This window comes from Acinetobacter sp. ACNIH1, from assembly GCF_002934695.1.
Lineage (GTDB): Bacteria > Pseudomonadota > Gammaproteobacteria > Pseudomonadales > Moraxellaceae > Acinetobacter > Acinetobacter variabilis.
The window spans coordinates 3,027,011-3,052,752 of sequence record NZ_CP026420.1; the positions used below are offsets into that span (position 1 = coordinate 3,027,011).

Here is a 25,742-nt window from a genome sequence, read left to right on the forward strand (position 1 = left end):
CTCTTAGGCGACTTCCTCACGGATTTCGCTTGCTTTCTGCTTCTTAGAGCGACCTTTACCGCATCCACCCTCCACAGACAAAACGGCATGTCCTGCCGACAATATATTACGAGATGCGTTTAAATCCGCATTCGCAACATAACCGCATCCGACACACTCAAATTTAGCTTGAGTTTGTCGGTTTTCTTTTGCTACATGACCACATTCACAGCAGGTTTGACTTGTGTACTTCGGATCAACTTTTACAAGTAATCCACCTCGCCATTCTTGCTTATATTCCAACATACTAACGAGCATGCCCCAACCTTGATCTAGGATTGATTTGTTTAAGCCTGACTTAGCTTTTACATTCTTTCCTTGATTTTCGATTGTGCCACTTGCTGACTTCGACATATTTGCTACTTTTAAATCCTCAACAGCAATCATTGCGTGGTTTTTGCTGAGCGTTGTAGTGATTTTTTGCAAGTAGTCATGACGAATATCGGCAATATGATGATGTAGTTTATTGATTTTAAAATTCAGTTTTTTCCAATTTTGACTAAATTTAACTTTCTTTCTCTGCTTCCGTTGAAGTCTAGCTAATTTAATCTGATTGGTTTTAAAGCTATTGATCGGGTCAAAGACCTGACCATTTGAGGTGGTGATTAATTTCTTAACACCAAGATCAACACCAATCGCTGATTTTGATGGGTGGATCGGCATTTCAGTAAGTTCTGTTTCAGTACAGAATGAAACGTACCAACGTCCTGACACCTTACTGATCGTCACATTTTTTATTGTGCCTAGAATCTCTTGCGACTTCCTGAATTTAATAACACCTACGCCATTAGGGAGTTTGAGTTTATTTCCTTTAACCCAACAGTATTTATCGAATTGTACAAGGCGAATGGAATCATAACCGTCTGATTTTTTCTTAAATCTAGGCATAAGTGGGCGCAACTGAACCTCAGTGCCATCAGCCAATTTAAAAAATTTAGGTTTCTTAGGTTTGCGCTTTTTTTCTTTTAGTCGAGCATGTTCTTTAGGGTTGAAAAACTTCCCCCATGCTGATGCAAGATCACGAACTTTTTGTTGAAGTGACACAGCATTTGAATTTCCATCTAAAAAGCTAAACTGAGGATTCTTTTTCAGTGCTGTTATCTTTTTTACTAGATTCACCGCATTAATGTGTTCATTTTGAGCAAACATTTCAAATGAAATTGCTAATATTTGATTCCAAACAAAGCGTGCAGAGCCAACAAGATTATTTAAAATAACCTCTTGCTCGACATTAGGCTCAAGCCTAAATTTATACGCTTTGTTGATTCTCATTAATGAGTGTGTATCTGTTAATATGGTGCTGATTTTAACATTTTAGGTATAATTTTTCAATGAGTGAGATATATAAAAACCGACATTCAGCCTTTAATCTTCATGTTCATTTAGTTTTTATAACGAAATATCGAAAAAAAATACTAGGTGAGTTGCATCATAAATATTTTAATGAGTGTGCAACTGAAATATGTAAAGATTTTGATGCTGAATTAAAGGAATGTAATGGTGAATCCGACTATGTTCATATGCTTATTCAGTATCCACCAACGGTACAGTTAAGCAAATTGGTTAATAATTTAAAGTCTGTAACAAGTAGAAGAATGCGAAATGAGTTTTTAGACTTGAGAGGGAATTATACAAAACCTGTTTTATGGTCAAGATCATATTTTGCAGGGTCTTGTGGTGGTGCGCCTTTGGAAATAATCAAACAATATATTCAGAATCAACAAGGTTGAAATTTGTGAAATTCACCTCCACCCTGACTGACGGGTGGAGTCCTCTTTCACTTGGAGATAGATGTTTTATATTTAGTGATGAGTTGAATCTCGGAATTCAGCTCCAGGTCATTTTTTAAGGTCAAGACTTCAGTAGAGATCTTATTAAAAATCTTTAAATTAAACATATAGGCACCTGTTATCAGTTGTAGCGGCCCGACTACAACAAATACCTGCCTTAGCTCAGCTAGACACCCTTGGTCGCAAGGATTACAAATTAGAAAAAGTTCTGCAAGTTTTGAGGAATTGACAGATTAAATAACCTTCTAAATCCTTTCTATTTAGTAAGATTGTCAGCCTAAAAATTAATTTTATATATCAAATTCTTAATAATCTCATGAAACCAATTATTTGCAAATACAGCCATAAAAAATCTGCCCTAACATGAGGCTAGGGCAGATCTAGATTTACTAATGATTAGGACAAATTAGAAATCGGCTTTCAGTACGATCCGGTAACGGGCTTTGCCTGAGTGCAGACGTTCAATCGCAGTATTAATTTCCGACATTGGGAATAACTCAATTTGTGGCGCAATATTTTTACGTGCTGCAAATTTCAATAACTGACGTAAAGCTGCTGGTGAACCTGTTGGTGAGCCAGTCACTGATTTAGCACCACCAATCAGTGAACCTGCAGAAATTTGCATGGGTTCCAGTGGTAAGCCCAGCATATGTACCGTGCCATTTGGTGCCAGTGTTGATAAATAAGCCTGCCAGTCCAATGTGACATTCACAGTACTCATTAATAGGTCAAATTTACCACGAAGCGGTTTAAGCGCTGCTGGGTCACGACTATTCACTACATGGTCTGCCCCCATGGCTTTCAGCTCATCGGTTTTATCCAGATTTGAAGTAAAGGCGGTAATTTCACAACCCCAAGCTTTCAGCAGCTTGATCGCCATATGTCCCAAACCGCCAATACCAATCACACCAACGTGGTGAATGGCCTGAATCTGATGTTTCAGAATCGGATCAAATACGGTAATCCCGCCACAAAGCAGGGGACCGGCACTTTCCGGATCCAGATCTTCAGGTAAGGGAATTGCCCATTGCCAGCCAGCACGGACTTTATCCGCAAAACCGCCTGCATGACCGACGATGGTTGCAACCTGACCACCGGTGCACAGCACTTGCTGACCTGAAATACAGGAATCACAATGTTGGCAGCTTTCCGCAGTCCAGCCAATACCGACACGTTGACCTACTTTTAGACCTTTAGCTTCAGAACCCAGTTGCGTAATGGTACCAATCACTTCATGTCCGGCCACCACAGGATATACTGAAGATCCCCAGTCATTATTGAGTACTGAAATATCAGAATGACATAGGCCGCAGTATTCAACTTTCACTTCGACCTGATGCGGGTGAAGTTCACCCGCATCAAATTGATAAGGTTCCAGGGCGGCACCCGCAGACATTGCGGCGTAAGCGTGAATAGTATTATTGGACATAGATTCAGCTCTTATTTGAATGGGAGGATATTGTTTTAAAGTGACAGTGATTTTCATGGTCATCGACCATGCCGACTGCCTGCATAAAGGCATAACAGATCGTAGGACCGACAAACTTAAAGCCTGCTTTTTTTAAGGCTTTGGACATGTTCTGGCTTTCAATGGTTTGTGCCGGAGCCTGGCGATAATCTGCCACATCATTATTCAATCGGGGCTGCTGGGCAAAGGACAATAACCATGTGACCACATCAATCTCTTGAGATTTAAGCTGTTGCCAGGCCCGGGCATTATCGCGAATTGCAGTCAGTTTACCGATATGCCGAATTAGACTAGCATCTTGCAGTTTTGCGGTGAGTTGCTCATCTGTAAAAGAAGCAATCGTTTCAATAGAATATTGAAAGAAATGTTTGCGATAAGATTCACGTTTTCTGAGTACGGTAATCCAGGCTAAACCGGCCTGCTGACCTTCCAGACACAGCATTTCAAACAGGCGTTTTTCATCATGCAGCGCCTGTCCCCATTCCTGATCATGGTAGGCAGTATAGAGGGGATCATCAGAGCACCAGCCACAGCGTTGGATCGTCAAGGGATGCTCCTTTTGATTATCTTATAATTTAAATGTCGTCCACTGATCTTGCTGATTATCCCAGTAGGACAGTTCTGCCTGCTGCAGATCACTGAACTGGATCCACATATCCTTACCACTTTTGTCGGCATAACCGGTACTGATCAGAAGCGCCTCTTCAGTAATTTCCATGATCCAGCCCTGATAGGTCTGGCCATTGAGCACGATTTTCTGTTGATTGCCTGATTCTGCAAATTCGACCAGACGGTTGATCAACGCTTCTGACATGTAAACTTCCTAAAATTAACGTAAATATGGATAAGGGTTAACGACACCACGGCCCTTACCATTTAAATAGAGACCATAATGCAGATGTGGCGCGGTATGGCGGGCATTGCCAGTATTACCGACATAACCAATGACATCGCCCTTTTTGACATAGTTACCGACTTTCAGGCCACGCTTATGACCATCCAGATGTGCATAATAATGCCAAGTGCCGCCTGGACCCAGAATCCAGACTACTTTACCACCCAAATTGTTATTCCGTAAATCTGCGATCAGACCAGGCGTCGCACTACGAACCTTGGTTCCACGTGGAGCCAGAATATCAATGCCCTCATGCAAACGGCCGCTACTACGCGAAGCTCCCCAGGTATCTTTCAATTCACGAGCCTGGACCCGATCTACCGGAATCGGCAGAGAAGAGGGCATACGCATATGATTCAGTTTTTTGACCAGTGCCGGATTAAGCTGAACCGCAGAAGGATGTTTCGGTGCGCTACTACACGCCACCAGAAATAATATCACTAAAGAAAGCCCGACAAACGCAAGAGAATGGCGCAAAATATTTATCCTTAAATGAGGCCAGTATGATTCTTCTTGTTCCAGACTATGTCATAAATTTACGGTAGAAATCAATTTTTTCATGGCGGTTGGAATACCTGCATTGACCGCAGTTTCCGGGTTCATCCAGAAGCCCTGTAACTCAATCGCCAGACGTTCCTGCTGATCTGCATCGACTGCAAAAACCATGGCTTCAAGCTGCCAGGTAAAATGGGTGAAACTGTGGCTGATCTGGACCTTTTGTACGAGATTTTTCAGACCCAGTTGTTGGCACAGTTGTTCAAATGCATGAGTGTCTTCAATAATTGGCAGAGACCAGAGCCCGCCCCAAAGACCACTATTAGGACGCTGTTGCCATAGCCATTCATCACCTGACTGGATCAACAGCACTTGAGCTGCTTTGACCGGTACCGGCTTTTTGGCTTTTTTAAAGGGCAATTCATTTTCCAGACCCTGTTGATGTGCCTTGCAATGTTGCTGCATTGGACAATACAGGCATAAAGGCTTTTTCGGAGTACAGACGGTCGCACCGAGATCCATGATCGCTTGGGTATAGTCATGATTCCGTTCAACCGGACAAAGCTGCTCAGCAAGCTCCCACAAGGCACGTTCATGAACCGGTTTAGACAGATCATCTTCGATCGCAAAAAACCGCGCCAGCACCCGTTTAACATTACCATCCATGATCACGCCGTACTGACGTAAACCCAAAGACATTAAAGCACCAGCGGTTGATCGGCCAATGCCGGGCAGGGCGATCCATTCTTCCAAGCTATTCGGGAAATGACCTTGACTTGCCACAATACCGGCTGCCTTATGTAAATTACGGGCACGGGCATAATAGCCCAGCCCCGCCCAATAGGGCGCAACTTCATCCCAGGAAGCTGTACCGAGGTCGTGTACCGTCGGGAAACGCTGAATAAACCGCTCAAAAAATTGCAGAACGGTTTTGACCTGAGTCTGCTGTAGCATGATTTCAGAGACCCAGACCTTATAGGGATCATCAGCCACTTGCCACGGCAAATCATGGCGGCCATGCACATCAAACCATTCTAAAAGGGCATCTGAAAATACAAACATGAAGATATAAAAACTGGAAAACGAGGCTTAGTATAACTGAAGAGCCTCAGCTAAAAGATGAAAAGTCTGCTAAAACAGCAAGACTGAAAAAGAGTAAAAATGAATAAATGGAAGGGACAAGTGAACACTTCGAAAAGCATTCACTCGGCAAAAAAAAATTAAATTCTTATTCTTCAATACCCCAGCGTGCATCCAGCTTTAATACCTTGCCTTCATAACGCGGGATTATATGAATGTGTAAATGTTCTGATTTTTCCTGAAATACTTCACCATCATTAAACCCGACATGAAAACCGGAAGGCTGATAGCGTAACTGTAATTCATTACGTGCTTGTTCAAGTAAGGACATCATACTCTTACGTTCTTTATCTGTGATTTCAAAAAATGACGCCACATGACGTAATGGAGTAACTACATAATGTCCTTTGGACAGGGAGTTCGGTTCAGGTAACACGACAGCAAAATCATTTTTAGCCAGAATATCGTATTCGTCAAAATTACAGTACGGGCAGTTATTTTCAGTCATGATATTGGCTCCTTTCATTGAATTTATTTTTTTCAGGTATGACCCAGTTCGATCATGAGCCGGATCAATTTATCTGTTATTAGGCGAGTTGTCGTGCCAGTAATTCATACATGGCAGCCAAGCTTTGTTTCTCTGCTTCAGCATTATAGCCCAGATCTACACCATTGGCCTTGGCGCGCTCATCCGCCAGCGGGTTACTAAATCCATGCTTGGCATTTTCAAATACAATCACATTATGCTCGACCTTAGCCGCCTGCATCTCTTCTTTAAAGCTGGCGACGTCATCCAGGCTCACCATACTGTCCTTTTCGCCATGTAGGACCAGAATTTCTGCCTGTACCTGGCCTTTCTGTGCAGGTGCTTTAGGAGACAGGTTGGCATGGAAAGTAGCCACAGCTTTTAACGGTGCATTTGAGCGAGCCAGATCCAGAGCCACTTTACCGCCGTAGCAGAAACCAATCGCAGCCAGTTTTTCCGGATTGACTTCATCTTGTGCCGCCAAAGTATCTAAAGCAGCTTTTGCACGGTTCACGATAGTGTCCGGATCTTCAAACGTTTGCATCATCCATTGGTAAGCTTGATCAGAGCTGGTGGTCACTTTCTTGTCACCATACATATCAATTGCCAGCGCGGCATACCCATGTTCAGCCAGTTCACGGGCACGCTGTTCAGTATAGTCATTGCGGCCCCACCATTCTGGTGCCACGATGACACCTGCTACAGGTGCATCAGTTTCTGGTGCGGCAAAATAACCAATCAAAGTGCTGCCATCCTGCGCAGTATATTGAATTTCGTGGGTCTTGATTGCTGCCATGCTGAAGTCCTCTATTGTTGTTGAATATTTTGATTAAACTATAAAATAGCAAAACTGCTATGAATATACATGAAAACCGCCAACTAATTCGTTTCTCATCAGTACAAAAAAAGAGAAGCAAATAATTTGCCTCTCTTTTTAGTTTTTACAATTAAAGGAATTTTTATTTAATAATTTCCAGTAATTCGATATCAAAAATCAGGGTACTATTTGGTTCAATGATATCTCCCGAACCAATCTGTCCATAGGCCAGATCAGTAGGGATAAAGAAGCGGTACTTGGCACCGACTTTCATGAGCTGTAAGCCTTCTGTCCAGCCAGTAATCACTTGGGTGGTACGGAAATCGACTGGCTGCTGGCGGGCAATCGAACTGTCAAAAACGGTACCATCAATCAGGCGACCTTCATAATGGACACGGACATTACTGTTAGCGCTTGGTGATTTCCCTTTACCTTCTTTCAGCACCAGGTATTGCAGACCAGATTTGGTGGTTTTAATGCCGGGCTTTTTGGCATTTTCCTGCAAGAATGCTTTACCAGCTTTGGCATTTTCTTCAGCTTTCTGTTTAAGCACAATCAGTTCTTTGGCATCACTTTGACGTTTATACTGAGTCAGCACTTGGGTCATTTCTTCATCGCTTAAACTGGATTGTTGTCCAGCAGCGGCTGTCTTTAAGCCCTGGCTAAATGCATCTAAATCAAGATCCTTTAAAGTGTCAGCATTACTACGACCCATCAGATAACCAAAGCTGTAGCCAATCTTCTCAGCTTCACTACTTATATTATTGATCTCTTTAGCAAAAAGGCTGCCTGAACTGAGCAGCAAAACCATTAAACTGATTTGTATTTTCATTATCAATTCTCAAAAATAAAGGAGAGCTGATCACTCTCCCTATTTGTATTATTTTACTTCGATTAATTCCACATCAAAAATCAAAGTGCTATGCGGAGGAATCGTACCAGGGACACCCTGTTCACCATAACCCAGATTTGACGGAATATATAGAGTTGCCTTACCGCCTTCTTTCATCAGCTGCAGACCTTCAGTCCAGCCTGGAATGACTTGATTTAATGGAAACTCAATCGGTTCACCGCGTTCTACTGAACTATCAAATACAGTGCCATCTACCAGTTTACCAGTGTAATGTACTTTCACAATTGAAGAGGCTTTTGGCTGTTTACCTGTACCTTCTTTAGTAACTTGGTACTGCAAGCCGGAAGCGGTTGTTTTAATGCCTGCTTTTTTCGCATTTTCAGTCAGGAAAGTATCACTTGAAGCTTGAGCTTGTTTTGCACTATTAAGCTGCTTTTGTTGCATTTCTTTCTGGAACTGCTCATAAGCTGCCTGTAATTCTTCTTCCGTATAGGCAGGTGCAGAACGTGCATGTCCTTCACGTACACCGGTCACAAAACTGTTAATGTCCAGCTCAGGAGGAGTCTGATGAGCCACTTCATAACCGAGTGCATAGCTGATTTTAGAGACAGCAGAGGCATCTTTAGATGCTTTTGTAGTTTGAGTAGCAGGGTTTTGAGTTGCATAGTAAACAGGTACTAGCGCGGCACCGCCTAAAAGAACAGCGACGGCAATCGGTAAGGCCTTACTCATGTATTTGTCCAATCTAATGTTATCGTTGAGGTTCAGTCCATCTTAGCAGAAAATTTTAAGAAATCTTGTAGAACGGGTGGTTTTTTAGCAAGTGAATACCTGTGTTTGGTATGGCTAAAAAAAGAAAAAACCAGCAATGATTGCTGGTTTTTTAGAAGCTATCAGATTAGCTGGTTTTGGCTTTCGGCTTATAACTATATGTATAATCATAGCTATAGCTGCCACCTGCTGAACGCTGGATATCGTTCAGGATCAGACCATTGACAGTACTGCCAGCCTGTTTAAAGCGGTTTACTGTAAGTGCCAGTTCCTTCATCTGGGTTTTTGCATAGCGTGCTACAACCAGATTAAGTCCGACGTATCGGGAAACAATGATCGCATCCGTAACAGCCAGTACCGGTGGAGTATCAATAATAATATGGTCATAGTGTGGAATCAGTTTTTGCAACAACTCCTGGAAGCGTTCTGAATTCAGAAGCTCAGCTGGATTAGTTGCATTTTCACCACAGCTAATGACATTTAAGTTCGGCACATTGGTGGTTTGTACCACTTTATCCAAAGACACGTGTTCATTCAGATATTCAGTTAATCCATACTGGTTATCCAGATTAAAATATTTGTGTATATGACCACGGCGCAGGTCTGCATCAATGATCAGTACACGCTTATTTTTCTCTGCCATGATGACTGCCAGATTGCTGGCAACAAAAGATTTTCCAACTTTTGGTGCTGGACCTGAAATCATCATGATATTGTTTTTGGCCTGAGTCAGAGCAAAGTGGCTCGCTGTACGAATGCTTCTTAAGCTTTCAACTGCCATATCATCACTGTGTTTCAATGCCAATAAGAAAGGCATTTTTTTCTTTTTCAGTAATTTCAGGCCGGGCTTCTGAACAGTAGAGTGCGCGATATTGGCATAGACTGGAAGGTCTAACTGATATTCGATCTGACTGCTATCTTTCACACCAGAACGTAGCATGTTACGGAACAATGCCACCAAGATGCCCAGGAAAATACCAAAGCAGAAGGTTAAAAATAAAATCAGAGGCTGTTTTTGTTGAATCTGGTCAACTGGCTCAAGTGCGGTATCAATAATATGAACATTACCGCTTTCACCCGCTTTAGCAACACGCAGTTGCTGATAAGAATTTACCAGATTGGTATACAGTTGCTGTTTCACTTCAACGTCACGAGACAATTGTAAATACTGGCGTTGAATCTCTGGAATATTTTTAAGTGTTGAATTCAATTCACGAATCTTGCCATTCACTACGCGAAGTTGGGCCGTAATTTCACGCATGGCTGGATGGGCAGCTGCATACTTGGCACCTATTTCTGCCTGTCTCTGTTCAAGTAGGGCTCTTTGTGATTCTAAATCAACACTTTGATTTAAATATAATTCTGATTCTCTGGTGATATCAACGGTATTATATTTTTGGCGGAAGCGATTGAAGGCAAATTCTGCATCATCAAGCTGTTTCCTTAAATCCGGCAATTGTTCATCCAAGAAAGCCAGTGTTCGTGCAGTGTCTGTGGAACGGCGTGTAATATTATGCTGGCTGTAAACTGCTAAAATCGTATTCAGGACTTTAGTAATGTGCTGTTTATCTTGACCCTGATAGCGAAGTTGTAAAACGCCACTCAGATCACCTTTTTCTGTAATCGTATAATTGGCAAGAATAGAATCGATCGCTGCAGGCAATGAGAGCTTTTTCACCTGATAGCTGTTATCGAGATTATCTTGAGTAAAGATGGCAATTTTCCAGTCGCCCTGTGCAGCTTTAGCCTCAACCGGCTGGTTCAATGCGCCTTGAAAAACAATTTCTTCAGTCAGTGGATTGATTAAGCTAAAGCTCTGTTGTTGAAATTTCAGCAGCAGATTTTTATCCAGATATGCTACAGGGACGTCAAACTGACGGATATCAAAACTTTTTTGACCATCCTTAAAGCGTACGGTTTCGGTCTGATATTCAGTTTGAGAAGTTCTGCCTTGAATCAAACGGTTGATAAAAGAGTCTTCAGTGCTGGCAATATGCAGATCCAGATTTAAACGGTCAATTACGGATTCGAGAATCGTGCGTGATTTTAAAACCTCAATCTCGGCATTGGATGAAGACATCTGACTCACAATGCTGGACAGACTACCAAGTAAAGCAGCTGATGAGCCTCTACTTTCTTCGACCTGGACGATTGCATCAACCTTATAGTTAATTGCTGCAGTGCGTATGTAAAGCAGCACTACAATCAGGCTGAGCAAACCACATAGCAGGATGAGCTTCCATTGCGCGAGCAGGGAAAAGAACACCCCTTTTAGGTCAATCATATTATCGGTATTGTTATTTTTGTTCATAATTTTACTATCTAAAAGTTTAAAAGTGATTTTTCCAGTCGCTGATACCGTTTTGAATTAACTCAAAAAAACTGCATCAATGACTTGCTGCCCCTGTGAGAAAGGATCCTCAATATTCTGTTTTTTATCCTCTCTGGGTATGTCTAATCTGCTAAAAACCAGACATTCTGATTCTGATCAGAATAATGTGGTCTTTAATTTCATCTGTTTCATATCCGGTTTTTGAGCACCATGGAGTTGCAGGTGAAGTCCATGGAGGAATTAAAAATTGTTTTTTTATTACCACTAACAGTCATTATTTCAATGACCCAACCTTATAGATTTAACCTGAAAGTACGGGTAGATCCTATAAATAAATGTTTAGCCACTGATTGATGATTAACATGTCCAAAACTGATTGCTAAAAGATTTTTAATTTTCATACTTTCACCTATCGTATAGCTGAACCAGCGACATATGAAAATGGAAGAATCTGGCTCACTACGCGTTCCCAACGGGTCAGACCGGTAGCATCAACATAGACAATATCGTTACTATTCATCTTGAACTGTTTAGCCAGACCAAAATCTCCCAGATTTTTTAGACTTAAGTGATAGATTTCAGTCATTTTGTTGTCAGAATTGCCACGCAAGACATAAATTCGACTCGGATTGGCAGAATATGGATTAATACCTTCGCTTTCACCCAGTACATCAGCGAGCGTCATGCCCTGATCACGAATGGGTAATGGTTTATTGGTGCCGGCTTCACCCATGACATAGATTTTCTGGTTTTCCCGAGGACTGATATACAGGGTGTCATTGGGTTGAATCAGTAGCTTGTGTAAGGAATAACCCGCTTTTTCCAAAGCAATTGTGTTCAGATCATAGGTCACACCTTGGCGTACGAGCTGGATTGAAGTGGAATCACCTTGTTCATTAATCCCACCGGCTAGGCCCAGCGCCGTATACACACTTACCGGCTGATCAGTCAGATAAAATTGTCCAGCTGATTTTACATTCCCCACTACTGAATAACGCTGTCCCTGATAGGAAATTACTCTCACGACCACATCTGGATTATTCAAATAAGGAATTAACAGACGTCGTACTTCCTGATTCACTTGTGGAAGGGTTTTTCCGGCTGCTTTATAACGATTGATGAATGGAAACTGGATATAACCATTCCGGTCAATCTGATAACCATTGTTATTGTCACTTGCTGTAGGAACGGCACTAATTTCGGGATAAGCCCATAGGTGGAAAGATAAAATATCTCCTGGATTCAAGCGGTAATCCTGCACCTCAGTCTGAAATAGAGGAGCATAATGACTGAGATTATGCGTTTGCGCAGACTGTACTACAGGTAATGTATCCTGAGTCAGTTTCACCAGATTGACTGGAGTTCCCAGTTCAGTTTGATAGATTCCTTCTGTCGGTAAATCATACGTTTGAAAGCCGGATGTTGCTGCACATCCAACCAGAGATAGGCTTAAGGTAAAAGTACCTAAAAGGTGTCTATAGTTCACTTGAAACCCCTTTATTTTTATATTTTCAGAATTGGTATTTATTAATAATTATTAATTTTTTTGAATTCGGTTTATGTGATTAACGTCTAAAAAATATAATAGATCACATACCTTGTCTATAGCTATTCTTAAGTCAATTTAACAAGTTTGAGCTGAAATTTAACTGTAAGATTGACAAAAATGGACGTGAAACCGTGATTAAATAAGCTATAGAGATATAGTGAATTGCTTAAGATCGCATTAGAATATTAATTGTTTCCAATTGTTATTTTTTAAATAAGTACTATTCTTCAATGATAGAAGGAATTAAGCCCTGAAATTAATATAGAAAAGTATTTTCATATAATAGACTTCTTGCGTTAGTTAAAATTTAAACAGCCTAAAGCTACAATTTATAAGGTTTTAGCCAATTCAAAAATTAGGTAAAACGATACTTTCGCAAGAGGTCTAATTTTTATCTAATCTAGAGGTTTTTTAGATCATTGATTTTTCTTAATATTCAATTATATTTTGAGGAATTTTAAGATACTTTATTTTTATATTAATCAAAATAATCCGTTGTTAATTAAAATAATATTTAATTAGTTTAGGTGATTGTTAAATTAATATTAGTGGAAAATTATCTGAAAACTAAAAGCCTATATAAGATGGATTAAGTTTAAAAAAAATTATCCAGATTTTTAAAATGTAACTACATTTGATGATTAGCTGTTCTATGGGTAGTTTGTATAATAAAATTAATATATCTTATAGACAAATCAATAAAAACAGACGTGCCTAGACGGCACCAATACATTAAAAATAATTTGTGAAAAGTAAAATAAAAAATATTAAAGGATACTCAAAATGGTGATGAATATATTGGTAACCGGTGGGGCCGGTTTTATTGGATCTGCCGTCATTCGGCATCTCATTAACGAGACTGAACATCATGTATTAAATGTTGATAAGTTAACTTATGCAGGTAATCTGGAGTCACTTATTTCTGTATCGGATCATCCTCGTTATCAATTTACGCAAACTGATATTTGCGACCATGTATCTTTAACCCGATTATTTTTAGAGTTTCAGCCAGATATCGTTATGCATCTGGCTGCAGAGTCTCATGTGGACCGTTCGATTGATGGTCCGGCAGAATTTATTAATACAAACATTGTGGGAACTTACACCTTATTGGAAGTAGCACGAAAGTATTGGCAAAATCTATCTACGATTAAAAAGTCTAGATTCAAGTTCCATCATATTTCAACGGATGAAGTATATGGAGACTTAGAAGGTACAACAGACTTATTTACTGAAACTACGCCTTATTTACCAAGCTCACCTTATTCAGCAAGTAAAGCCAGTTCGGATCATTTGGTTCGGGCTTGGCATAGAACCTACGGTTTGCCAGTCGTAATCACGAACTGTTCAAATAATTATGGTCCTTATCACTTTCCTGAAAAATTGATTCCTTTAATGATCTTAAATGCCCTGGATGGTAAGTCATTGCCGGTTTATGGCAATGGTCAACAGATCCGGGACTGGCTTTTTGTAGAAGATCATGCGCGTGCTTTATATCAGGTTGCAACCGAAGGCATCGTGGGAGAAACCTACAATATCGGGGGGCATAATGAAAAACAGAATATTGAGGTGGTTAAAACCATCTGCAAAATTCTGGATGAGCTCAAGCCTCGTCTGGAGGGAAAAACTTATACAAGCCTCATTACTTTTGTTAACGATCGGCCAGGTCATGATTTACGTTATGCGATTGATGCTTCAAAAATCGAGCGCGAACTGGGTTGGAAGCCACAAGAGTCCTTTGAAACAGGTATCCGGAAAACGGTGCAATGGTATCTGAATAATCTGGAATGGTGTCAGCGTGTTCAGGATGGTTCTTATCAGCGTGAACGTTTAGGGGAGGCAGTATAATGTTAAGAACAACAAAAGGGATTATCTTGGCAGGTGGCTCAGGTACACGTTTGCATCCTATTACCAAAGGAATCTCAAAACAGTTACTTCCGATTTATGATAAACCAATGGTTTATTACCCCTTATCTGTATTAATGTTGGCCGGTATTCGTGAAGTCCTAGTGATTAGTACACCAGAAGATATTGAGGGGTTTAAGCGCTTATTAGGAGATGGTTCACAATTTGGCATGGAGCTGAGTTATGCGATTCAGCCTCGTCCTGATGGCTTAGCACAAGCCTTTATCCTGGGTGAAAAATTTATCGGTCAAAGCAATGTATGTCTGGTACTGGGCGATAATATTTTTTATGGCCAAGGTTTTACTCCGATGTTACGTCAGGCGGCAGCACGACAAAAAGGTGCAACAGTATTTGGCTATCAGGTGAAAGATCCTGAACGCTTTGGCGTCGTAGAATTCGATGAACAGCAACGGGTAATTTCAATTGAAGAAAAACCCCAAAATCCAAAATCTAACTTTGCGGTGACAGGTTTATATTTTTATGACAATGATGTCATCCAGATTGCCAAACAGGTCAAACCCTCAGAACGGGGTGAGCTGGAAATTACCTCAATTAACCAGGCTTATCTGGAACGCGGTGACCTAAATGTTGAACTGCTGGGACGTGGTTTTGCCTGGTTAGATACAGGTACCCAGGGAAGTTTGCTTGAAGCGGCTCAATTTGTTGAAACCCTCGAAAGACGTCAAGGTTATAAAGTTGCCTGCCTGGAAGAAATTGCCTTGAACAATGGCTGGTTGAGCAAAGAACAAGTTTTAGCGATTGGTCACACCATGCATAAGAATGGCTACGGTCAATATCTGATTTCTTTGGTGGGGTAATGACCATGAATTTAATTGAGTGGATTGAATTGCCTAACCTGGGAGATCACCGTGGCAGTCTGATCGTCGCAGAAGCCAATCGGAATATACCTTTCAGTATACAGCGACTTTATTATATTTCTGGTGCTCAACCCGATGTTCCACGCGGTTTCCATGCACATAAGCAACTTCAACAGATTGCTTTTGGAGTCCAAGGAAGTTGCAAAATGCTGATGGATAATGGCAAAGAAAAACAGGAAGTTTTAATCGCTCAATCTAATAAGGGATTATTGATCCCACCTATGGTTTGGCATGAGATGCATGATTTTTCACAAGATTGCATCCTATTGGTGCTGGCAAACGATTACTATGATGAAAGTGATTACATTCGTAATTATGACCAGTTTCTAAATGAAGTAGATCAGACTTTGGTTGAGCAGATCACTAAAGAATAAAATTAAAGTTAATTCATTAGAATGAAGGCCTTACAAAAGAAGAAGCTTCAGAAGATAGAATTAAAAAAATAATAATAAATATTAAGGAGATATATGACGTGATTAAGCCGCTTACATCATTGCGTATGTTTTTTGCACTTTTTGTTTTTCTGAGTCATTTGGCTTTTCTAAAAGAAACCAATTATGCCAATATTTTTAATAGTATCTTTGACGAAGGCTTTTTAGGGGTCAGCTTTTTCTTCATTTTGAGTGGATTTATCTTAGCCTACAATTATAAAGAAAAGTTTTTAATCGGAAATATTTCAAAAAGAGAATTTTATATTTCTCGTTTAGCCAGAATATATCCTGTACATATTGCCACAACCGCACTGGTATTTTTATTAACCTTTGCTCAGTCTGGCAAGGGTTGGGAATATTTAATCCAGCATGTTTTTCTGATACAAAGCTTTTTTACATCAGAAGAGATCCATTTTTCATTGAATTCTCCGTCCTGGAGCATCTCGGATGAAATGTTCTTCTACCTGCTGTTTCCATTTGCATTTTTGATTTCTGAAAAAATCAGAAGTTATATTTTTATATTATATCTTATAGGTATTTTGATTCTAAATATTCAGCTCGATAAAAATCAGGATCACTATTGGTTATATATTTCGCCATACATACGTTTTTCTGACTTCTTACTCGGTATTATCCTGTTTGATATTTTTGAAAAAGTAAAAGTGGGCTATTCCAAAATTAAGCAACCTATAGTTATATTTGAATTAGGGGCTATTTTACTTTTTATTTTATTCTTTATATTTCATAATAAAATAGATATAAGTTACAGGTATTCAATTTACTACTGGGTGCCTATGGCAGCAATTATTTTAATTTTTTCACTGTCTCATGTTGCTCAGAACAAAAGTATAATCACCCAGTTTTTGTCAAATAAATACATGGTGTTAGCAGGGGAAATCAGTTTTTCTTTTTACTTGCTGCATGTTCTGGAAATACAAATTTTAAATTATATAAGAAGAATATTTTCATTGAATATGGACTTAATGCTGTTTTCCTTTTTTATATTTATTGTCACTCTAATCGCTAGCTTTTTAATGTATAGATTTATTGAAAAACCGCTAAATAAGAAAGTAAAACAATTTTTATTGGAGTCAAGCTTTAAATCTAAAGGTTATGAACTGAATAAATAGGATTGTATTTAAATACTAGACCTCTTGCGAAAGTAAAAACTGCCTCAATATAGATTTCATGAAATATCAGAAATTAAATCGTTTTTCAGATTCTGAATTCCAGCGCTTGGTTGGTGTACCTCGAGCAGTTTTTAGTGAAATGGTCGAAGTTTTAAAAGAAGCAGAATCACTTAAAAAGAAATTAGGGCGTCCTCATACTTTAGCTATAGAGGATCAATTATTACTAACACTCAATTACTTACGGAGCTACAACACCCAATTGGAATTGGCGGCAAATTACCATATCGCTGAAAGTAATGTGAATCGAACTATTAAAAAGGTTGAAGATGCATTAATGAAATCAAGACGTTTTACCCTGCCAAAACGAAGCATTACCACAGCAGACGAACAATTTAACTGGGTAATTATTGATGCGACAGAATGCTTAATAGAACGCCCGAAAAAAAAATCAGAGTAAGTTCTACAGTGGTAAAAAGAAGAAACATACGTTAAAAGCCCAAGTGATCTATCATCCGAAGAGCAAACAAATCATAGGAGTAGATATATCGTCTGGCAGTCAGCATGATATTAAATTGGCAAGAAAAACAGTTAAGAAATTCAAACATTGTGACTATGTTATGACCGATTTAGGGTACTATGGATTAGAGCAAGATGGCTTTAAATTATTGATGCCAATAAAGAAAAAGAAGAATTTACCCTTATTTGATGCTGAGAAAAATTACAATAAAATGATTGGAAAAATACGAGTTGTAATCGAACATATTAACAGTCAATTGAAAAGATTTAGAATACTAAGTGAACGCTATCGAAATAGACGGAAAAGATTCGGTTTACGCATTAACTTAATCGCTGCACTGGTAAACCGGATGAACTTGCAATAACGACTTTCGCAAGAGATCTACTATAGGTATATTAATTTTAATTAATATGAGACTAAAAATAAATATAAATTTTTATATGAGATTGATAAGAATGATTCCTTTTCTTGATCTGAAAGCGATAAATACTCAATACCGTGATCAACTGATTACAGCTTGCACTCAGGTAATCGACTCTGGTTGGTATATCTGTGGCAAAGAATTAGAAGAATTTGAGCATAATTTTGCAAATTATTGTGGAACACGATATGCCATAAGTGTTGCCAATGGCTTGGATGCTCTTATTTTAACACTACGCGCATGGAAAGAATTAGGAAAACTCAAGGAAGGAGATGAGGTTATTGTCCCTTCAAATACCTATATTGCAAGTATCTTAGCAATTTCACAGAATAATCTGAAACCGGTACTGGTTGAACCGGATATAACGACTTTTAATATTGATACCAAGAAAATTGAGGCAGCCATTACTCCAAAAACAAAGGCAATTTTGCCTGTGCATTTATATGGACAGCTCGCTGCAATGCCAGAAATTATGACCATTGCCAAAAAATATAACTTATTGGTTTTAGAAGATTCGGCACAAGGTCATGGTGCTGAAATAAATGGTCAAAAAGCAGGAAGTTGGGGAGATGCTGCAGGTTTCAGTTTTTATCCAGGTAAAAACTTAGGCGCACTCGGTGATGGGGGAGCAATTACCACCAATGATGCCGAGTTAGCGCAGATGCTTAAAGCTATACGTAATTACGGTTCACATGAAAAATATAAAAACCTGGTACCAGGTGTAAATAGTCGTCTTGATGAAATTCAGGCTGCCATTCTGAATGTGAAACTTAAATTTTTAGATCAAGAGAATCAGCATCGTCGACATATTGCAGATCTATATTTAAAAGAAATTCACAATCCAGCAATTGAGCTACCGTGCAAAAATATAGATACCGAGACTTATGCTCAACATGTCTGGCATTTATTTGTGATCAGAACAAAATATCGGGAAAAATTACAACAATATTTAGCAGAAAACGGGGTACAGACACTCATTCATTATCCAATTCCTCCTCATAAGCAGCAGGCTTATCAGGAATGGAATGGCTTAAGTTTTCCAATTTCAGAACAAATTCATGCGGAGGTCCTAAGCTTACCAATTGGACCAACTTTATCTATGGATGAAGCAAAGCAGGTTGTTCAGTTATGTAATGGTTTTCAGGCATAGATGAATCTATTTAGGACCAGTGTACTGAATGGTGTAGCCGTTTTGATTAAAACCATCACCATGTTTGTACTAAATAAAATTCTGGCTGTATATCTAGGACCCACTGGATATGCAGCGATCGGCCAATTCCAGAATTTTATTCAAATGGTGACGACCTTTGCTGGTAGTGCCATTAATACCGCAGTAGTTAAATATACGGCTGAATATCATGAAGATGAGACTAAACAACGTGCAGTCTGGAAAACAGCAGGGACTATTGTTTTTCTATTTAGTCTCCTTTTTGCGATTCTCATACTTATTTTTCAAAAGCAGCTGGCATTATATATATTTCAATCACTTAAGTACCAAACGATTTTTATATGGTTTGCCATTTTTTTAATATTTTTCAATTTCAATACGCTATTTTTAGCCATATTGAATGGAAAAAAAGAAATTTTAAAACTGGTGCTTGCAAATATTGCCGGTAGTTTATTTGCACTTGTGATCACTGGTATTTTGGCAATCAAGCTGCAGTTATATGGAGCTTTAATTGCATTATCCATTTATCAGTCAATTGCATTTATAGTGACATTAATACTCTGTCATAGAGCAGACTGGTTTGAGTTTTCCTCACTATTAGGAAAAATAGACTTAGGAATTACCAAAAAGTTTGCCTCATTTATTCTCATGGCATTAGTCAGTGCGATTTGCGTGCCGCTATCGCAAATGTTAATTCGGGCCTACTTGACCCAAGAATTTAGTCTGGCTTATGCGGGCTATTGGGAGGCGATGATCCGTCTAAGCACAGTATATCTTTTGCTGGTAACCACTACATTAGGCGTGTATTACTTGCCACGCTTATCAGAACTAAATGCAATTGATGAAATTAAGAAAGAGGTCTATTTAGGCTACAAGTTTATTTTTCCACTTGCTGTTCTAGGCGGAATTTGCGTTTTCATACTACGTGATTGGATTATCAACTTATTATTTAGTCCATTTTTTGCCCCTATGCAGGATTTATTTCTTTGGCAAATGATGGGAGATGCCTTGAAGATAGGAAGCTGGATACTGGCTTATTTAATGCTCAGTAAAGCAATGACTAAACTCTATATTTGTACAGAGATTATATTTACAGTGTCTCTCATTGCTTTAACTTATATATGTACTCAAGTATTTGGTTTTGAAGGTGTTTCTATTGCTCATCTCATAAATTATGGGCTGTATTGGATCGTAATCAGTTTATTTATATTTAAACAATTAAAATAAAGAGGGAATAATATGATGATAAGTGAACAACCCCTAGTCTCTATAGTTATACCAAGTTATAATCATGAAAGGTTTATACATGATAGCATTAAGAGTGTCATTGACCAGTCTTATCAGAATATTGAGTTAATTATTATTGATGATGGATCTACAGATGCTTCAGTGGAAAAAATACAAGAATTAATTCCATTATGTGAAAAACGGTTTACCCGATTTGAGTTTAGACATCGTCCGAATAAGGGCTTAAGCGCAACTCTAAATGAAGCATTAGAATGGGCACAGGGGGAATATTTTTCCTCCCTTGCTTCTGATGATATAATCTCAAAAGATAAAATAAAAATACAAACCAAATTTCTAAGCCAGAATAAGAACTGTATAGCTGTATTTGGAGGAGTATCAATTATTGATAATGATTCTAATCTTGTGAAAAATAGAGTTAAAAAAAGAAAAAGTTATACCTTCGACCAGATTTTATTGTTAGAACATGATTTGCCGGCTACTACACAACTTATTCGTACTCAAGCTTTAAGAGAAATAGGTGGCTACAATGCAGAAGTACAAATAGAAGACTGGTATATGTGGCTACTTTTAGCGCAAGAAGGGGAGTTATGCTATCTCCCTGTGCTTTTTGCAAAATATCGCTTGCATGATAATAATATGCATAAGCAAACGACTCTTATGCACGATTCAAGAATGATGATTCTAAGTGAATATCAGAATCATATTTTATTTAATAAAGCAAAAAAGAGAGCTTTGTGGATTAATGCATTTGAATTAGGGCTATTATCTAAAAAGAAATCATTAGAAAAGATGATAAAAATTTTAAAAGAATATCCTTCAGAAATTTTAACATATGATTTTTTTAGATTTTTTTATTGGCTACTAATTAAAAAAGATTTTTAATAATTAAAAAAATTATATCAATAATTGTATTTTAACTATATTTAATAAAATAATTTAGTTAGTAATATAAAAATATTAATCATTTCTTTTGCTGATTCTAGGCATTAGATAATAATAAAAGGAATGGATAATGATTATTTTAAATGAAAGTAATTCAAAAAATAACATTATTTTTTTAGATGATATTAATTTAAAAGATAAAGTAGTCATATACTTTATCTTACTATCATTTTTCTTATCTCAGTTTTATTTTTGGTCCAGTGGGGTTCCACAATTTAGTCACCTTTTTATTATAGCGGCTATATTTTTATTATTCAGTCGTAGCTCAAAAATAACCATCGAATACTCAAGTGTAGCCTTAATCTTTGTCGCATATACAGTTTGTGTAAATTTTGCTTGGTATTTGATCGTTCTAGATCCCAGTTATATGGTTTCTACCATTTACTGGATCTTTAACTTGTTGTTTTTTTTATTATTAATGAATTTGAGTTCCTCTCAAGTTAACTTTTTTTATGAAAAAATACTGTTTCTTATTCCATTTTCCTATGTAATAGAAATTGCGATCTGGGCAAGTGGATTAGGTCGTTACAATTTTGAACCACGATACAATGGTCTTTTTAATGATCCCAATCAAATGGCATTTTGGGTTTTAACTACCTGTGCTATTTTTTTATATATTTCTGAAAGTAATTTAAAAAAGATAATCGTTTATTTTTTAGCTTTATTCTTAATTCTATTGACCATGTCAAGGTCTGCTTCAATTGGCTTCTTAATGCTGACTTTAGGATTTATATTTAGTCAAAAAGGGGATCTGAATAAAAGAATATTTGTATTTTTTGGCATATTAGTCATTTTTAGTACCCTCAGTTACTTTTTATATCATTTAGGGGCTTTTGATAGTGTCGTTCTGCGTTTTGTCGAAGGCCTGGATCAAAAAGACAGCCAGGCTGAAGTACGAGGTCTTTTTAATTTCCTTGAATATCCTCAATATTTAGTTTTTGGTGCTGGTCAAGGTGCATACTGGTTATATAACCCGAAGGGAAACGAAATTCATTCAACTTGGTTAGGTATCCTTTTTTATTATGGGATCGTCGGTATCTCTTTATTTTTAGTCTTTTTATATCAAATTTTTAAAAAATTATCATTTTCAAACAAGTTGATATTCTTGGGACCGATGCTATATGGGTTTACAACTTATAGTGCAAGGACACTCATTTTTTGGTTTTTATTGGCCGCTTTTTTACTATTCTCAAATAATAATAAGGAAGAATAAATATGTATATTTCTATAGGAATTCCATTTTTTAATGCTGAAAGATATTTAGAAGATGCGATTAAATCGGTATTAGCGCAAACTTTTCAAAATTGGGAATTAATTCTGGTAGATGATGGTTCAACAGATCGATCTTTAGAAATTGCCCGCTCATTTAATGATCCGAGAATCCGTATCATAGCTGATGGGCATAATAGAAGATTACCTTACCGCTTAAATCAGATTATCAATGAAGCAAAGTATGATTTTATTGCACGTATGGATGCCGATGATTTAATGGCAGTCGATCGTCTTCAAAAGCAAATTAAAGTACTAAATGAAAATCCAGATATTGATGTCGTAGTCACCAGCTTATATTCAATTGGAGATAAGAATGAAATTTTAGGAAAGAGAATCTATTCTAATCATCAAATGCAACCCAAAGAAATTTTACAAGGTGTTACTAATGGCGAATTCAAACATGAGGTGCGACAGTTTGAAAAGTCTTATGATAATCAACAAGCTGAGCAAATTTCTCTAATGGTGTAAGCCAATCTAACGCTTTTCTAGGACGAGTATTCAGTGACATGGCAACTTGATTTAAATAATGCTGATCTGCCTGATTTAAATCAATCCCTTTAGGTAAATATTGCCTAATTAAACCATTCATATTTTCGCATGTGCCTTTTTGCCAGGGTGAATGTGGGTCACAGAAATATACATCTATGCCTAAATCTTCTTCAAGTATTTTATGTTCTGCCATCTCGCGTCCACGGTCATAGGTCAACGTTTTACGCAGTTCTGCAGGTAAATATTTCAGAGCTTCAGTTAAAGCCTTGCGCACTGATTCTGCCTTTGCATCAGGTAATGTTGCCAAGATACAGAGCCGTGTATTTCGTTCAATAAGTGTTGCTATCGAACTTTTATTGTCTTTACCTTTAATTAAATCAGCTTCCCAATGACCCGGTATTTTTCTTTCTTGAACTTCGGCTGGGCGCTCATGAATAGTTTTAATATCCTGTAATATAGAATCTTTTTTAGGTTCACCGTTAGCTTTTCGCTTTTTATTTTCATGACGCAGACAGGATAATAAGTCTTTTTTCAACTCACCCTTTGGTAATGCGCGTATCGTTGAATAAATCGTTGTATGGCTTACATTCATTGTTTGATCCAAATCAGGAAATGTCTTTAAACGCTTTGCTATTTGCTGAGGAGACCATAAACAACGGATCGCTTCAACAATAAATTTCCAGAGGATTGAATCGATTTTGAGTTTTCTGTGACCACGTCTACGTCTAGCGAAGGTGTTATCAGAAGCATATCGAGCTTGATAAACGTCATTGATGCTATTTCTTTTAAGCTCACGATAGATCGTACTAGGATGTCTTTTAATGAGTTCAGCAAATTTTCTGGCTGAAAAGCCTTCTTTTCTTGACTCAAGCATTAATGCAGTACGATCTTCAAAGTTAAGATGATGGTATGACAATTTTATATACTCCATAAACCCTTTAAATTAATTAGGTGGTTTATGTCGCACTTCAAGTTTTACTCTGCCAATATACTGCATCCTTCATTATTTGCCCGAAAGGAGTGGTGTAAAAGGAACCCGTATCAAGTCGATAATTGTCTAGCAGAAGATTATGAACTATGGCTTTCAGCTGCGATAAAAAATGATTTTAATTATGTGGTTTTACAGGAACCCTTGTATTTTTATAGAGAAGTTGAAAATGTAAAAAAAGAAAAAATGATCCGTGGTTACAATACCCAGATCGGAGTAATCAAAAAATATTATAATAGTACTATTTCCGATCTTGAAAAAAATAAGATTGTTTTAAAGTTTGAAATTAAAAAAATTATTGTAAAAGTACTAAATTTTTTGAACTTAATGCAGATCCTACATAAGCGTAGAGTTACATCAGTCTCTGACTCCGATAAAAATTTTTATGCTGCACAATTAGAACTCATAGAGCGTATAAAGCCATGATCTCTAAAAAAATTATTATCATTGGAACGACTGCCTCTAATCTTTACGGTTTTCGCAAAGATTTTATTTTGTCTTGTCTGGCACAAAATTATCATGTTTATGCCTTTGTATCCGAATATACAAATGAGTGGGTGGGCAAAATTCAAGATTTAGGAGTCACCTTAGTGACATATCAGCTTAGTCGAGGAGGATTGAATCCCTTGGCTGATCTACGTTCAACTTATCAGCTGGCTAAAAAAATAAAAGAAATTCAACCTGATATCGTATTCTCCTATTCAACTAAGCCTGTTATCTATGCAACGCTAGCGGCCTATAAGACTAAAGTGCCTTATATTTATGGCATGATCGAAGGACTAGGATCACCTTTTACTATTCATAAATATGGCCAAAGCTTAAAGGCTAAATTCATACGTTTTGTGCAGGTGTCACTATATCGGCTTGCTTTTCCATATTTAGATAAAATTATTTTTTTAAATCATGATGGTAAGCGTCCGCTGAACACACCTTATGAATTCATCCTATAAGCCTTAATTTAGTCCCCACTTAAAAACAAGTGGGGACTAAAATTTATGACTACAAATCACCAGACATCCATCGCATCTCTTGCGAAAAAACGAAGAACATACAGTGCTGAATTTAAACAGCAGATCGTTCAGGCTTGTAAAGCACCGGACGTTTCAATTGCTTCGGTCGCTTTGCAACATGGATTGAATACAAATCTCGTATCCAAATGGATTCGCTTAATTGATGCTAAGCCAGGGAATGATCGCTCACCACTACCGAATAAACCTGCATTTATTGCCTTATCTTGCTCTACACCATTAGATCCTACTCCTACTGACATGTTAACGGTTCAAATTACTTTACCCCACTCAAAAGCAGAAATTGGCTTGAAATGGCAAGTATCAGAAATATCTGCTTTAGCAGAATTACTCAAGGCACTTGCAACATGATCCGCATTGATGAAATCTGGCTTTCTACCCAACCTCTGGATATGCGAGCAGGGATGGATACTATCATGGCTCAGGTGGTGAGAGCCTTTGGCTACATCAAACCGCATTGTGCTTACCTGTTCTGTAATAAACGTGGCCATCGCATGAAAGTGCTGGTACATGATGGACTGGGCATCTGGCTGTGTGCCCGGCGGCTGGAACAGGGAAAATTCCACTGGGCGCAGGTTCACCAGGGTGAAAGCATGGCGATCAGTCCGGAACAGTTACATGCACTGATCCAGGGTTTACCTTGGCAGCGCATTGGACGACAGCAGGTGGTGACGATGCTCTAAACTAGGCTGGTCCATTCTGCTATTCTC

The 25,742-nt window shown here is 38.2% G+C and carries 28 protein-coding genes; 15 read left to right on the top strand and 13 right to left on the bottom strand.

Translation table 11 applies throughout. The features are described 5' to 3' along the window. Positions 1–3: 3 nt before the first annotated feature. Complete coding sequence (locus C3F22_RS14750) at positions 4–1,311, bottom strand: RNA-guided endonuclease InsQ/TnpB family protein (RefSeq protein ID WP_104426836.1); 1,308 nt, start codon at positions 1,309–1,311, stop codon at positions 4–6. A 59-nt stretch (positions 1,312–1,370) separates the two neighbouring features. Here C3F22_RS14750 and tnpA (C3F22_RS14755) point away from each other — a divergent pair, with 59 nt between their 5' ends. Continuing rightward, positions 1,371–1,769 carry an IS200/IS605 family transposase gene (tnpA, locus tag C3F22_RS14755; RefSeq protein ID WP_104426837.1) on the top strand — a complete coding sequence of 133 codons (399 nt, stop codon included), beginning with the start codon at positions 1,371–1,373 and terminating at the stop codon, positions 1,767–1,769. A 466-nt stretch (positions 1,770–2,235) separates the two neighbouring features. Here tnpA (C3F22_RS14755) and ahr read toward each other — a convergent pair whose 3' ends face one another. The 11 genes from ahr to C3F22_RS14810 form a co-directional block, all read right to left on the bottom strand. Next, a complete protein-coding gene (gene ahr / locus C3F22_RS14760) occupies positions 2,236–3,258 on the bottom strand; it encodes an NADPH-dependent aldehyde reductase Ahr (protein ID WP_104426838.1) in 1,023 nt (340 codons plus the stop codon). Between the two features lie 4 nt (positions 3,259–3,262). Further along, a complete protein-coding gene (locus C3F22_RS14765; protein WP_104426839.1) occupies positions 3,263–3,844 on the bottom strand; it encodes a DNA-3-methyladenine glycosylase I in 582 nt (193 codons plus the stop codon). Positions 3,845–3,865: 21 nt separating this feature from the next. After that, a complete protein-coding gene (locus C3F22_RS14770) occupies positions 3,866–4,111 on the bottom strand; it encodes a hypothetical protein (RefSeq protein WP_004780440.1) in 246 nt (81 codons plus the stop codon). Between the two features lie 15 nt (positions 4,112–4,126). Next, positions 4,127–4,669, bottom strand: coding sequence for a M23 family metallopeptidase (locus tag C3F22_RS14775; protein ID WP_104426840.1), 543 nt, complete (start codon positions 4,667–4,669; stop codon positions 4,127–4,129). A gap of 51 nt (positions 4,670–4,720) precedes the next feature. After that, positions 4,721–5,749, bottom strand: coding sequence for an A/G-specific adenine glycosylase (mutY, locus tag C3F22_RS14780; protein WP_104426841.1), 1,029 nt, complete (start codon positions 5,747–5,749; stop codon positions 4,721–4,723). 166 nt (positions 5,750–5,915) lie between these two features. Beyond that, positions 5,916–6,275 (bottom strand): HIT family protein, encoded by a 360-nt coding sequence (locus C3F22_RS14785; RefSeq protein WP_005233203.1) that lies wholly within the window; start codon positions 6,273–6,275, stop codon positions 5,916–5,918. Positions 6,276–6,354: 79 nt separating this feature from the next. After that, a complete protein-coding gene (locus C3F22_RS14790; RefSeq protein WP_104426842.1) occupies positions 6,355–7,089 on the bottom strand; it encodes a dienelactone hydrolase family protein in 735 nt (244 codons plus the stop codon). 163 nt (positions 7,090–7,252) lie between these two features. Beyond that, a complete protein-coding gene (locus C3F22_RS14795; RefSeq protein WP_104426843.1) occupies positions 7,253–7,942 on the bottom strand; it encodes an FKBP-type peptidyl-prolyl cis-trans isomerase in 690 nt (229 codons plus the stop codon). Positions 7,943–7,990: 48 nt separating this feature from the next. Continuing rightward, positions 7,991–8,695: an FKBP-type peptidyl-prolyl cis-trans isomerase gene (locus C3F22_RS14800; RefSeq protein ID WP_104426844.1), complete on the bottom strand. Its 705-nt coding sequence runs from the start codon at positions 8,693–8,695 to the stop codon at positions 7,991–7,993. A 166-nt stretch (positions 8,696–8,861) separates the two neighbouring features. Continuing rightward, the gene (locus tag C3F22_RS14805; protein ID WP_104426845.1) at positions 8,862–11,045 is read right to left on the bottom strand and encodes a polysaccharide biosynthesis tyrosine autokinase; all 2,184 of its coding nucleotides are present in this window, start codon (positions 11,043–11,045) and stop codon (positions 8,862–8,864) included. Between the two features lie 430 nt (positions 11,046–11,475). After that, entirely contained in the window at positions 11,476–12,552 is a 1,077-nt protein-coding gene (locus C3F22_RS14810; RefSeq protein WP_104426846.1) for a polysaccharide biosynthesis/export family protein, read from the bottom strand. An 852-nt stretch (positions 12,553–13,404) separates the two neighbouring features. Between C3F22_RS14810 and rfbB the strand changes: the two genes are divergently transcribed. From rfbB to C3F22_RS14860, 10 genes are all read left to right on the top strand, one after another. Further along, positions 13,405–14,463, top strand: a complete 1,059-nt coding sequence (rfbB, locus tag C3F22_RS14815; RefSeq protein WP_104427030.1) for a dTDP-glucose 4,6-dehydratase — start codon at positions 13,405–13,407, stop codon at positions 14,461–14,463. Then, complete coding sequence (rfbA, locus tag C3F22_RS14820) at positions 14,463–15,338, top strand: glucose-1-phosphate thymidylyltransferase RfbA (protein ID WP_104426847.1); 876 nt, start codon at positions 14,463–14,465, stop codon at positions 15,336–15,338. Before rfbB ends, rfbA begins: the two co-directional genes overlap by 1 nt. 5 nt (positions 15,339–15,343) lie before the next feature. Then, positions 15,344–15,772 carry a sugar 3,4-ketoisomerase gene (locus C3F22_RS14825; protein ID WP_104427031.1) on the top strand — a complete coding sequence of 143 codons (429 nt, stop codon included), beginning with the start codon at positions 15,344–15,346 and terminating at the stop codon, positions 15,770–15,772. Positions 15,773–15,870: 98 nt separating this feature from the next. Beyond that, positions 15,871–16,959 carry an acyltransferase family protein gene (locus C3F22_RS14830; RefSeq protein ID WP_104426848.1) on the top strand — a complete coding sequence of 363 codons (1,089 nt, stop codon included), beginning with the start codon at positions 15,871–15,873 and terminating at the stop codon, positions 16,957–16,959. 58 nt (positions 16,960–17,017) lie between these two features. Next, positions 17,018–17,840 (top strand): IS5 family transposase gene (locus C3F22_RS14835; RefSeq protein WP_085064288.1). Its coding sequence is split into 2 segments (ribosomal slippage): positions 17,018–17,398 and positions 17,400–17,840, totalling 822 coding nucleotides; the frame shifts between segments, so codons are not numbered across the junction. Positions 17,841–17,931: 91 nt separating this feature from the next. Then, positions 17,932–19,047 carry a DegT/DnrJ/EryC1/StrS family aminotransferase gene (locus tag C3F22_RS14840; protein WP_104426849.1) on the top strand — a complete coding sequence of 372 codons (1,116 nt, stop codon included), beginning with the start codon at positions 17,932–17,934 and terminating at the stop codon, positions 19,045–19,047. Beyond that, the gene (locus C3F22_RS14845; RefSeq protein WP_104426850.1) at positions 19,048–20,292 is read left to right on the top strand and encodes an O-antigen translocase; all 1,245 of its coding nucleotides are present in this window, start codon (positions 19,048–19,050) and stop codon (positions 20,290–20,292) included. Between the two features lie 15 nt (positions 20,293–20,307). Beyond that, entirely contained in the window at positions 20,308–21,195 is an 888-nt protein-coding gene (locus C3F22_RS14850; RefSeq protein WP_104427032.1) for a glycosyltransferase family 2 protein, read from the top strand. A gap of 130 nt (positions 21,196–21,325) precedes the next feature. Continuing rightward, positions 21,326–22,468 (top strand): O-antigen ligase family protein, encoded by a 1,143-nt coding sequence (locus C3F22_RS14855; protein ID WP_104426851.1) that lies wholly within the window; start codon positions 21,326–21,328, stop codon positions 22,466–22,468. A gap of 2 nt (positions 22,469–22,470) precedes the next feature. Further along, positions 22,471–22,995, top strand: a complete 525-nt coding sequence (locus C3F22_RS14860; protein ID WP_228203555.1) for a glycosyltransferase family 2 protein — start codon at positions 22,471–22,473, stop codon at positions 22,993–22,995. Here the strand turns inward: C3F22_RS14860 and C3F22_RS14865 are convergent. Further along, the gene (locus C3F22_RS14865) at positions 22,922–23,890 is read right to left on the bottom strand and encodes an IS30 family transposase (RefSeq protein WP_014538385.1); all 969 of its coding nucleotides are present in this window, start codon (positions 23,888–23,890) and stop codon (positions 22,922–22,924) included. The two genes, C3F22_RS14860 and C3F22_RS14865, sit on opposite strands and share 74 nt — an antisense overlap. 84 nt (positions 23,891–23,974) lie before the next feature. Here C3F22_RS14865 and C3F22_RS14870 point away from each other — a divergent pair, with 84 nt between their 5' ends. From C3F22_RS14870 to tnpB, 4 genes are read left to right on the top strand one after another with little or no spacing between them, the layout of a single operon-like run. Next, on the top strand, positions 23,975–24,430 hold the full coding sequence (locus C3F22_RS14870) for a hypothetical protein (RefSeq protein WP_228203556.1): 456 nt from the start codon (positions 23,975–23,977) through the stop codon (positions 24,428–24,430). Next, positions 24,427–24,954, top strand: coding sequence for a glycosyltransferase (locus C3F22_RS14875; RefSeq protein WP_228203557.1), 528 nt, complete (start codon positions 24,427–24,429; stop codon positions 24,952–24,954). Before C3F22_RS14870 ends, C3F22_RS14875 begins: the two co-directional genes overlap by 4 nt. A 45-nt stretch (positions 24,955–24,999) precedes the next feature. Further along, entirely contained in the window at positions 25,000–25,383 is a 384-nt protein-coding gene (gene tnpA, locus C3F22_RS14880; protein WP_005232272.1) for an IS66-like element accessory protein TnpA, read from the top strand. Beyond that, complete coding sequence (gene tnpB, locus C3F22_RS14885; protein ID WP_005232274.1) at positions 25,380–25,715, top strand: IS66 family insertion sequence element accessory protein TnpB; 336 nt, start codon at positions 25,380–25,382, stop codon at positions 25,713–25,715. Before tnpA (C3F22_RS14880) ends, tnpB begins: the two co-directional genes overlap by 4 nt. Positions 25,716–25,742: the final 27 nt, after the last annotated feature.

Bases quoted from the DNA above. Each gene is read 5' to 3' on its own strand.
- C3F22_RS14750 (WP_104426836.1), bottom strand. From the start codon at position 1,311: ATGAGAATCAACAAAGCGTATAAATTTAGGCTTGAGCCTAATGTCGAG.
- tnpA (WP_104426837.1), top strand. From the start codon at position 1,371: ATGAGTGAGATATATAAAAACCGACATTCAGCCTTTAATCTTCATGTT.
- ahr (WP_104426838.1), bottom strand. From the start codon at position 3,258: ATGTCCAATAATACTATTCACGCTTACGCCGCAATGTCTGCGGGTGCC.
- C3F22_RS14770 (WP_004780440.1), bottom strand. From the start codon at position 4,111: ATGTCAGAAGCGTTGATCAACCGTCTGGTCGAATTTGCAGAATCAGGC.
- mutY (WP_104426841.1), bottom strand. From the start codon at position 5,749: ATGTTTGTATTTTCAGATGCCCTTTTAGAATGGTTTGATGTGCATGGC.
- C3F22_RS14785 (WP_005233203.1), bottom strand. From the start codon at position 6,275: ATGACTGAAAATAACTGCCCGTACTGTAATTTTGACGAATACGATATT.
- C3F22_RS14790 (WP_104426842.1), bottom strand. From the start codon at position 7,089: ATGGCAGCAATCAAGACCCACGAAATTCAATATACTGCGCAGGATGGC.
- C3F22_RS14795 (WP_104426843.1), bottom strand. From the start codon at position 7,942: ATGAAAATACAAATCAGTTTAATGGTTTTGCTGCTCAGTTCAGGCAGC.
- C3F22_RS14800 (WP_104426844.1), bottom strand. From the start codon at position 8,695: ATGAGTAAGGCCTTACCGATTGCCGTCGCTGTTCTTTTAGGCGGTGCC.
- C3F22_RS14805 (WP_104426845.1), bottom strand. From the start codon at position 11,045: ATGAACAAAAATAACAATACCGATAATATGATTGACCTAAAAGGGGTG.
- rfbB (WP_104427030.1), top strand. From the start codon at position 13,405: ATGAATATATTGGTAACCGGTGGGGCCGGTTTTATTGGATCTGCCGTC.
- rfbA (WP_104426847.1), top strand. From the start codon at position 14,463: ATGTTAAGAACAACAAAAGGGATTATCTTGGCAGGTGGCTCAGGTACA.
- C3F22_RS14825 (WP_104427031.1), top strand. From the start codon at position 15,344: ATGAATTTAATTGAGTGGATTGAATTGCCTAACCTGGGAGATCACCGT.
- C3F22_RS14840 (WP_104426849.1), top strand. From the start codon at position 17,932: ATGATTCCTTTTCTTGATCTGAAAGCGATAAATACTCAATACCGTGAT.
- C3F22_RS14845 (WP_104426850.1), top strand. From the start codon at position 19,048: ATGAATCTATTTAGGACCAGTGTACTGAATGGTGTAGCCGTTTTGATT.
- C3F22_RS14850 (WP_104427032.1), top strand. From the start codon at position 20,308: ATGATAAGTGAACAACCCCTAGTCTCTATAGTTATACCAAGTTATAAT.
- C3F22_RS14855 (WP_104426851.1), top strand. From the start codon at position 21,326: ATGATTATTTTAAATGAAAGTAATTCAAAAAATAACATTATTTTTTTA.
- C3F22_RS14860 (WP_228203555.1), top strand. From the start codon at position 22,471: ATGTATATTTCTATAGGAATTCCATTTTTTAATGCTGAAAGATATTTA.
- C3F22_RS14865 (WP_014538385.1), bottom strand. From the start codon at position 23,890: ATGCTTGAGTCAAGAAAAGAAGGCTTTTCAGCCAGAAAATTTGCTGAA.
- C3F22_RS14870 (WP_228203556.1), top strand. From the start codon at position 23,975: ATGTCGCACTTCAAGTTTTACTCTGCCAATATACTGCATCCTTCATTA.
- C3F22_RS14875 (WP_228203557.1), top strand. From the start codon at position 24,427: ATGATCTCTAAAAAAATTATTATCATTGGAACGACTGCCTCTAATCTT.
- tnpA (WP_005232272.1), top strand. From the start codon at position 25,000: ATGACTACAAATCACCAGACATCCATCGCATCTCTTGCGAAAAAACGA.
- tnpB (WP_005232274.1), top strand. From the start codon at position 25,380: ATGATCCGCATTGATGAAATCTGGCTTTCTACCCAACCTCTGGATATG.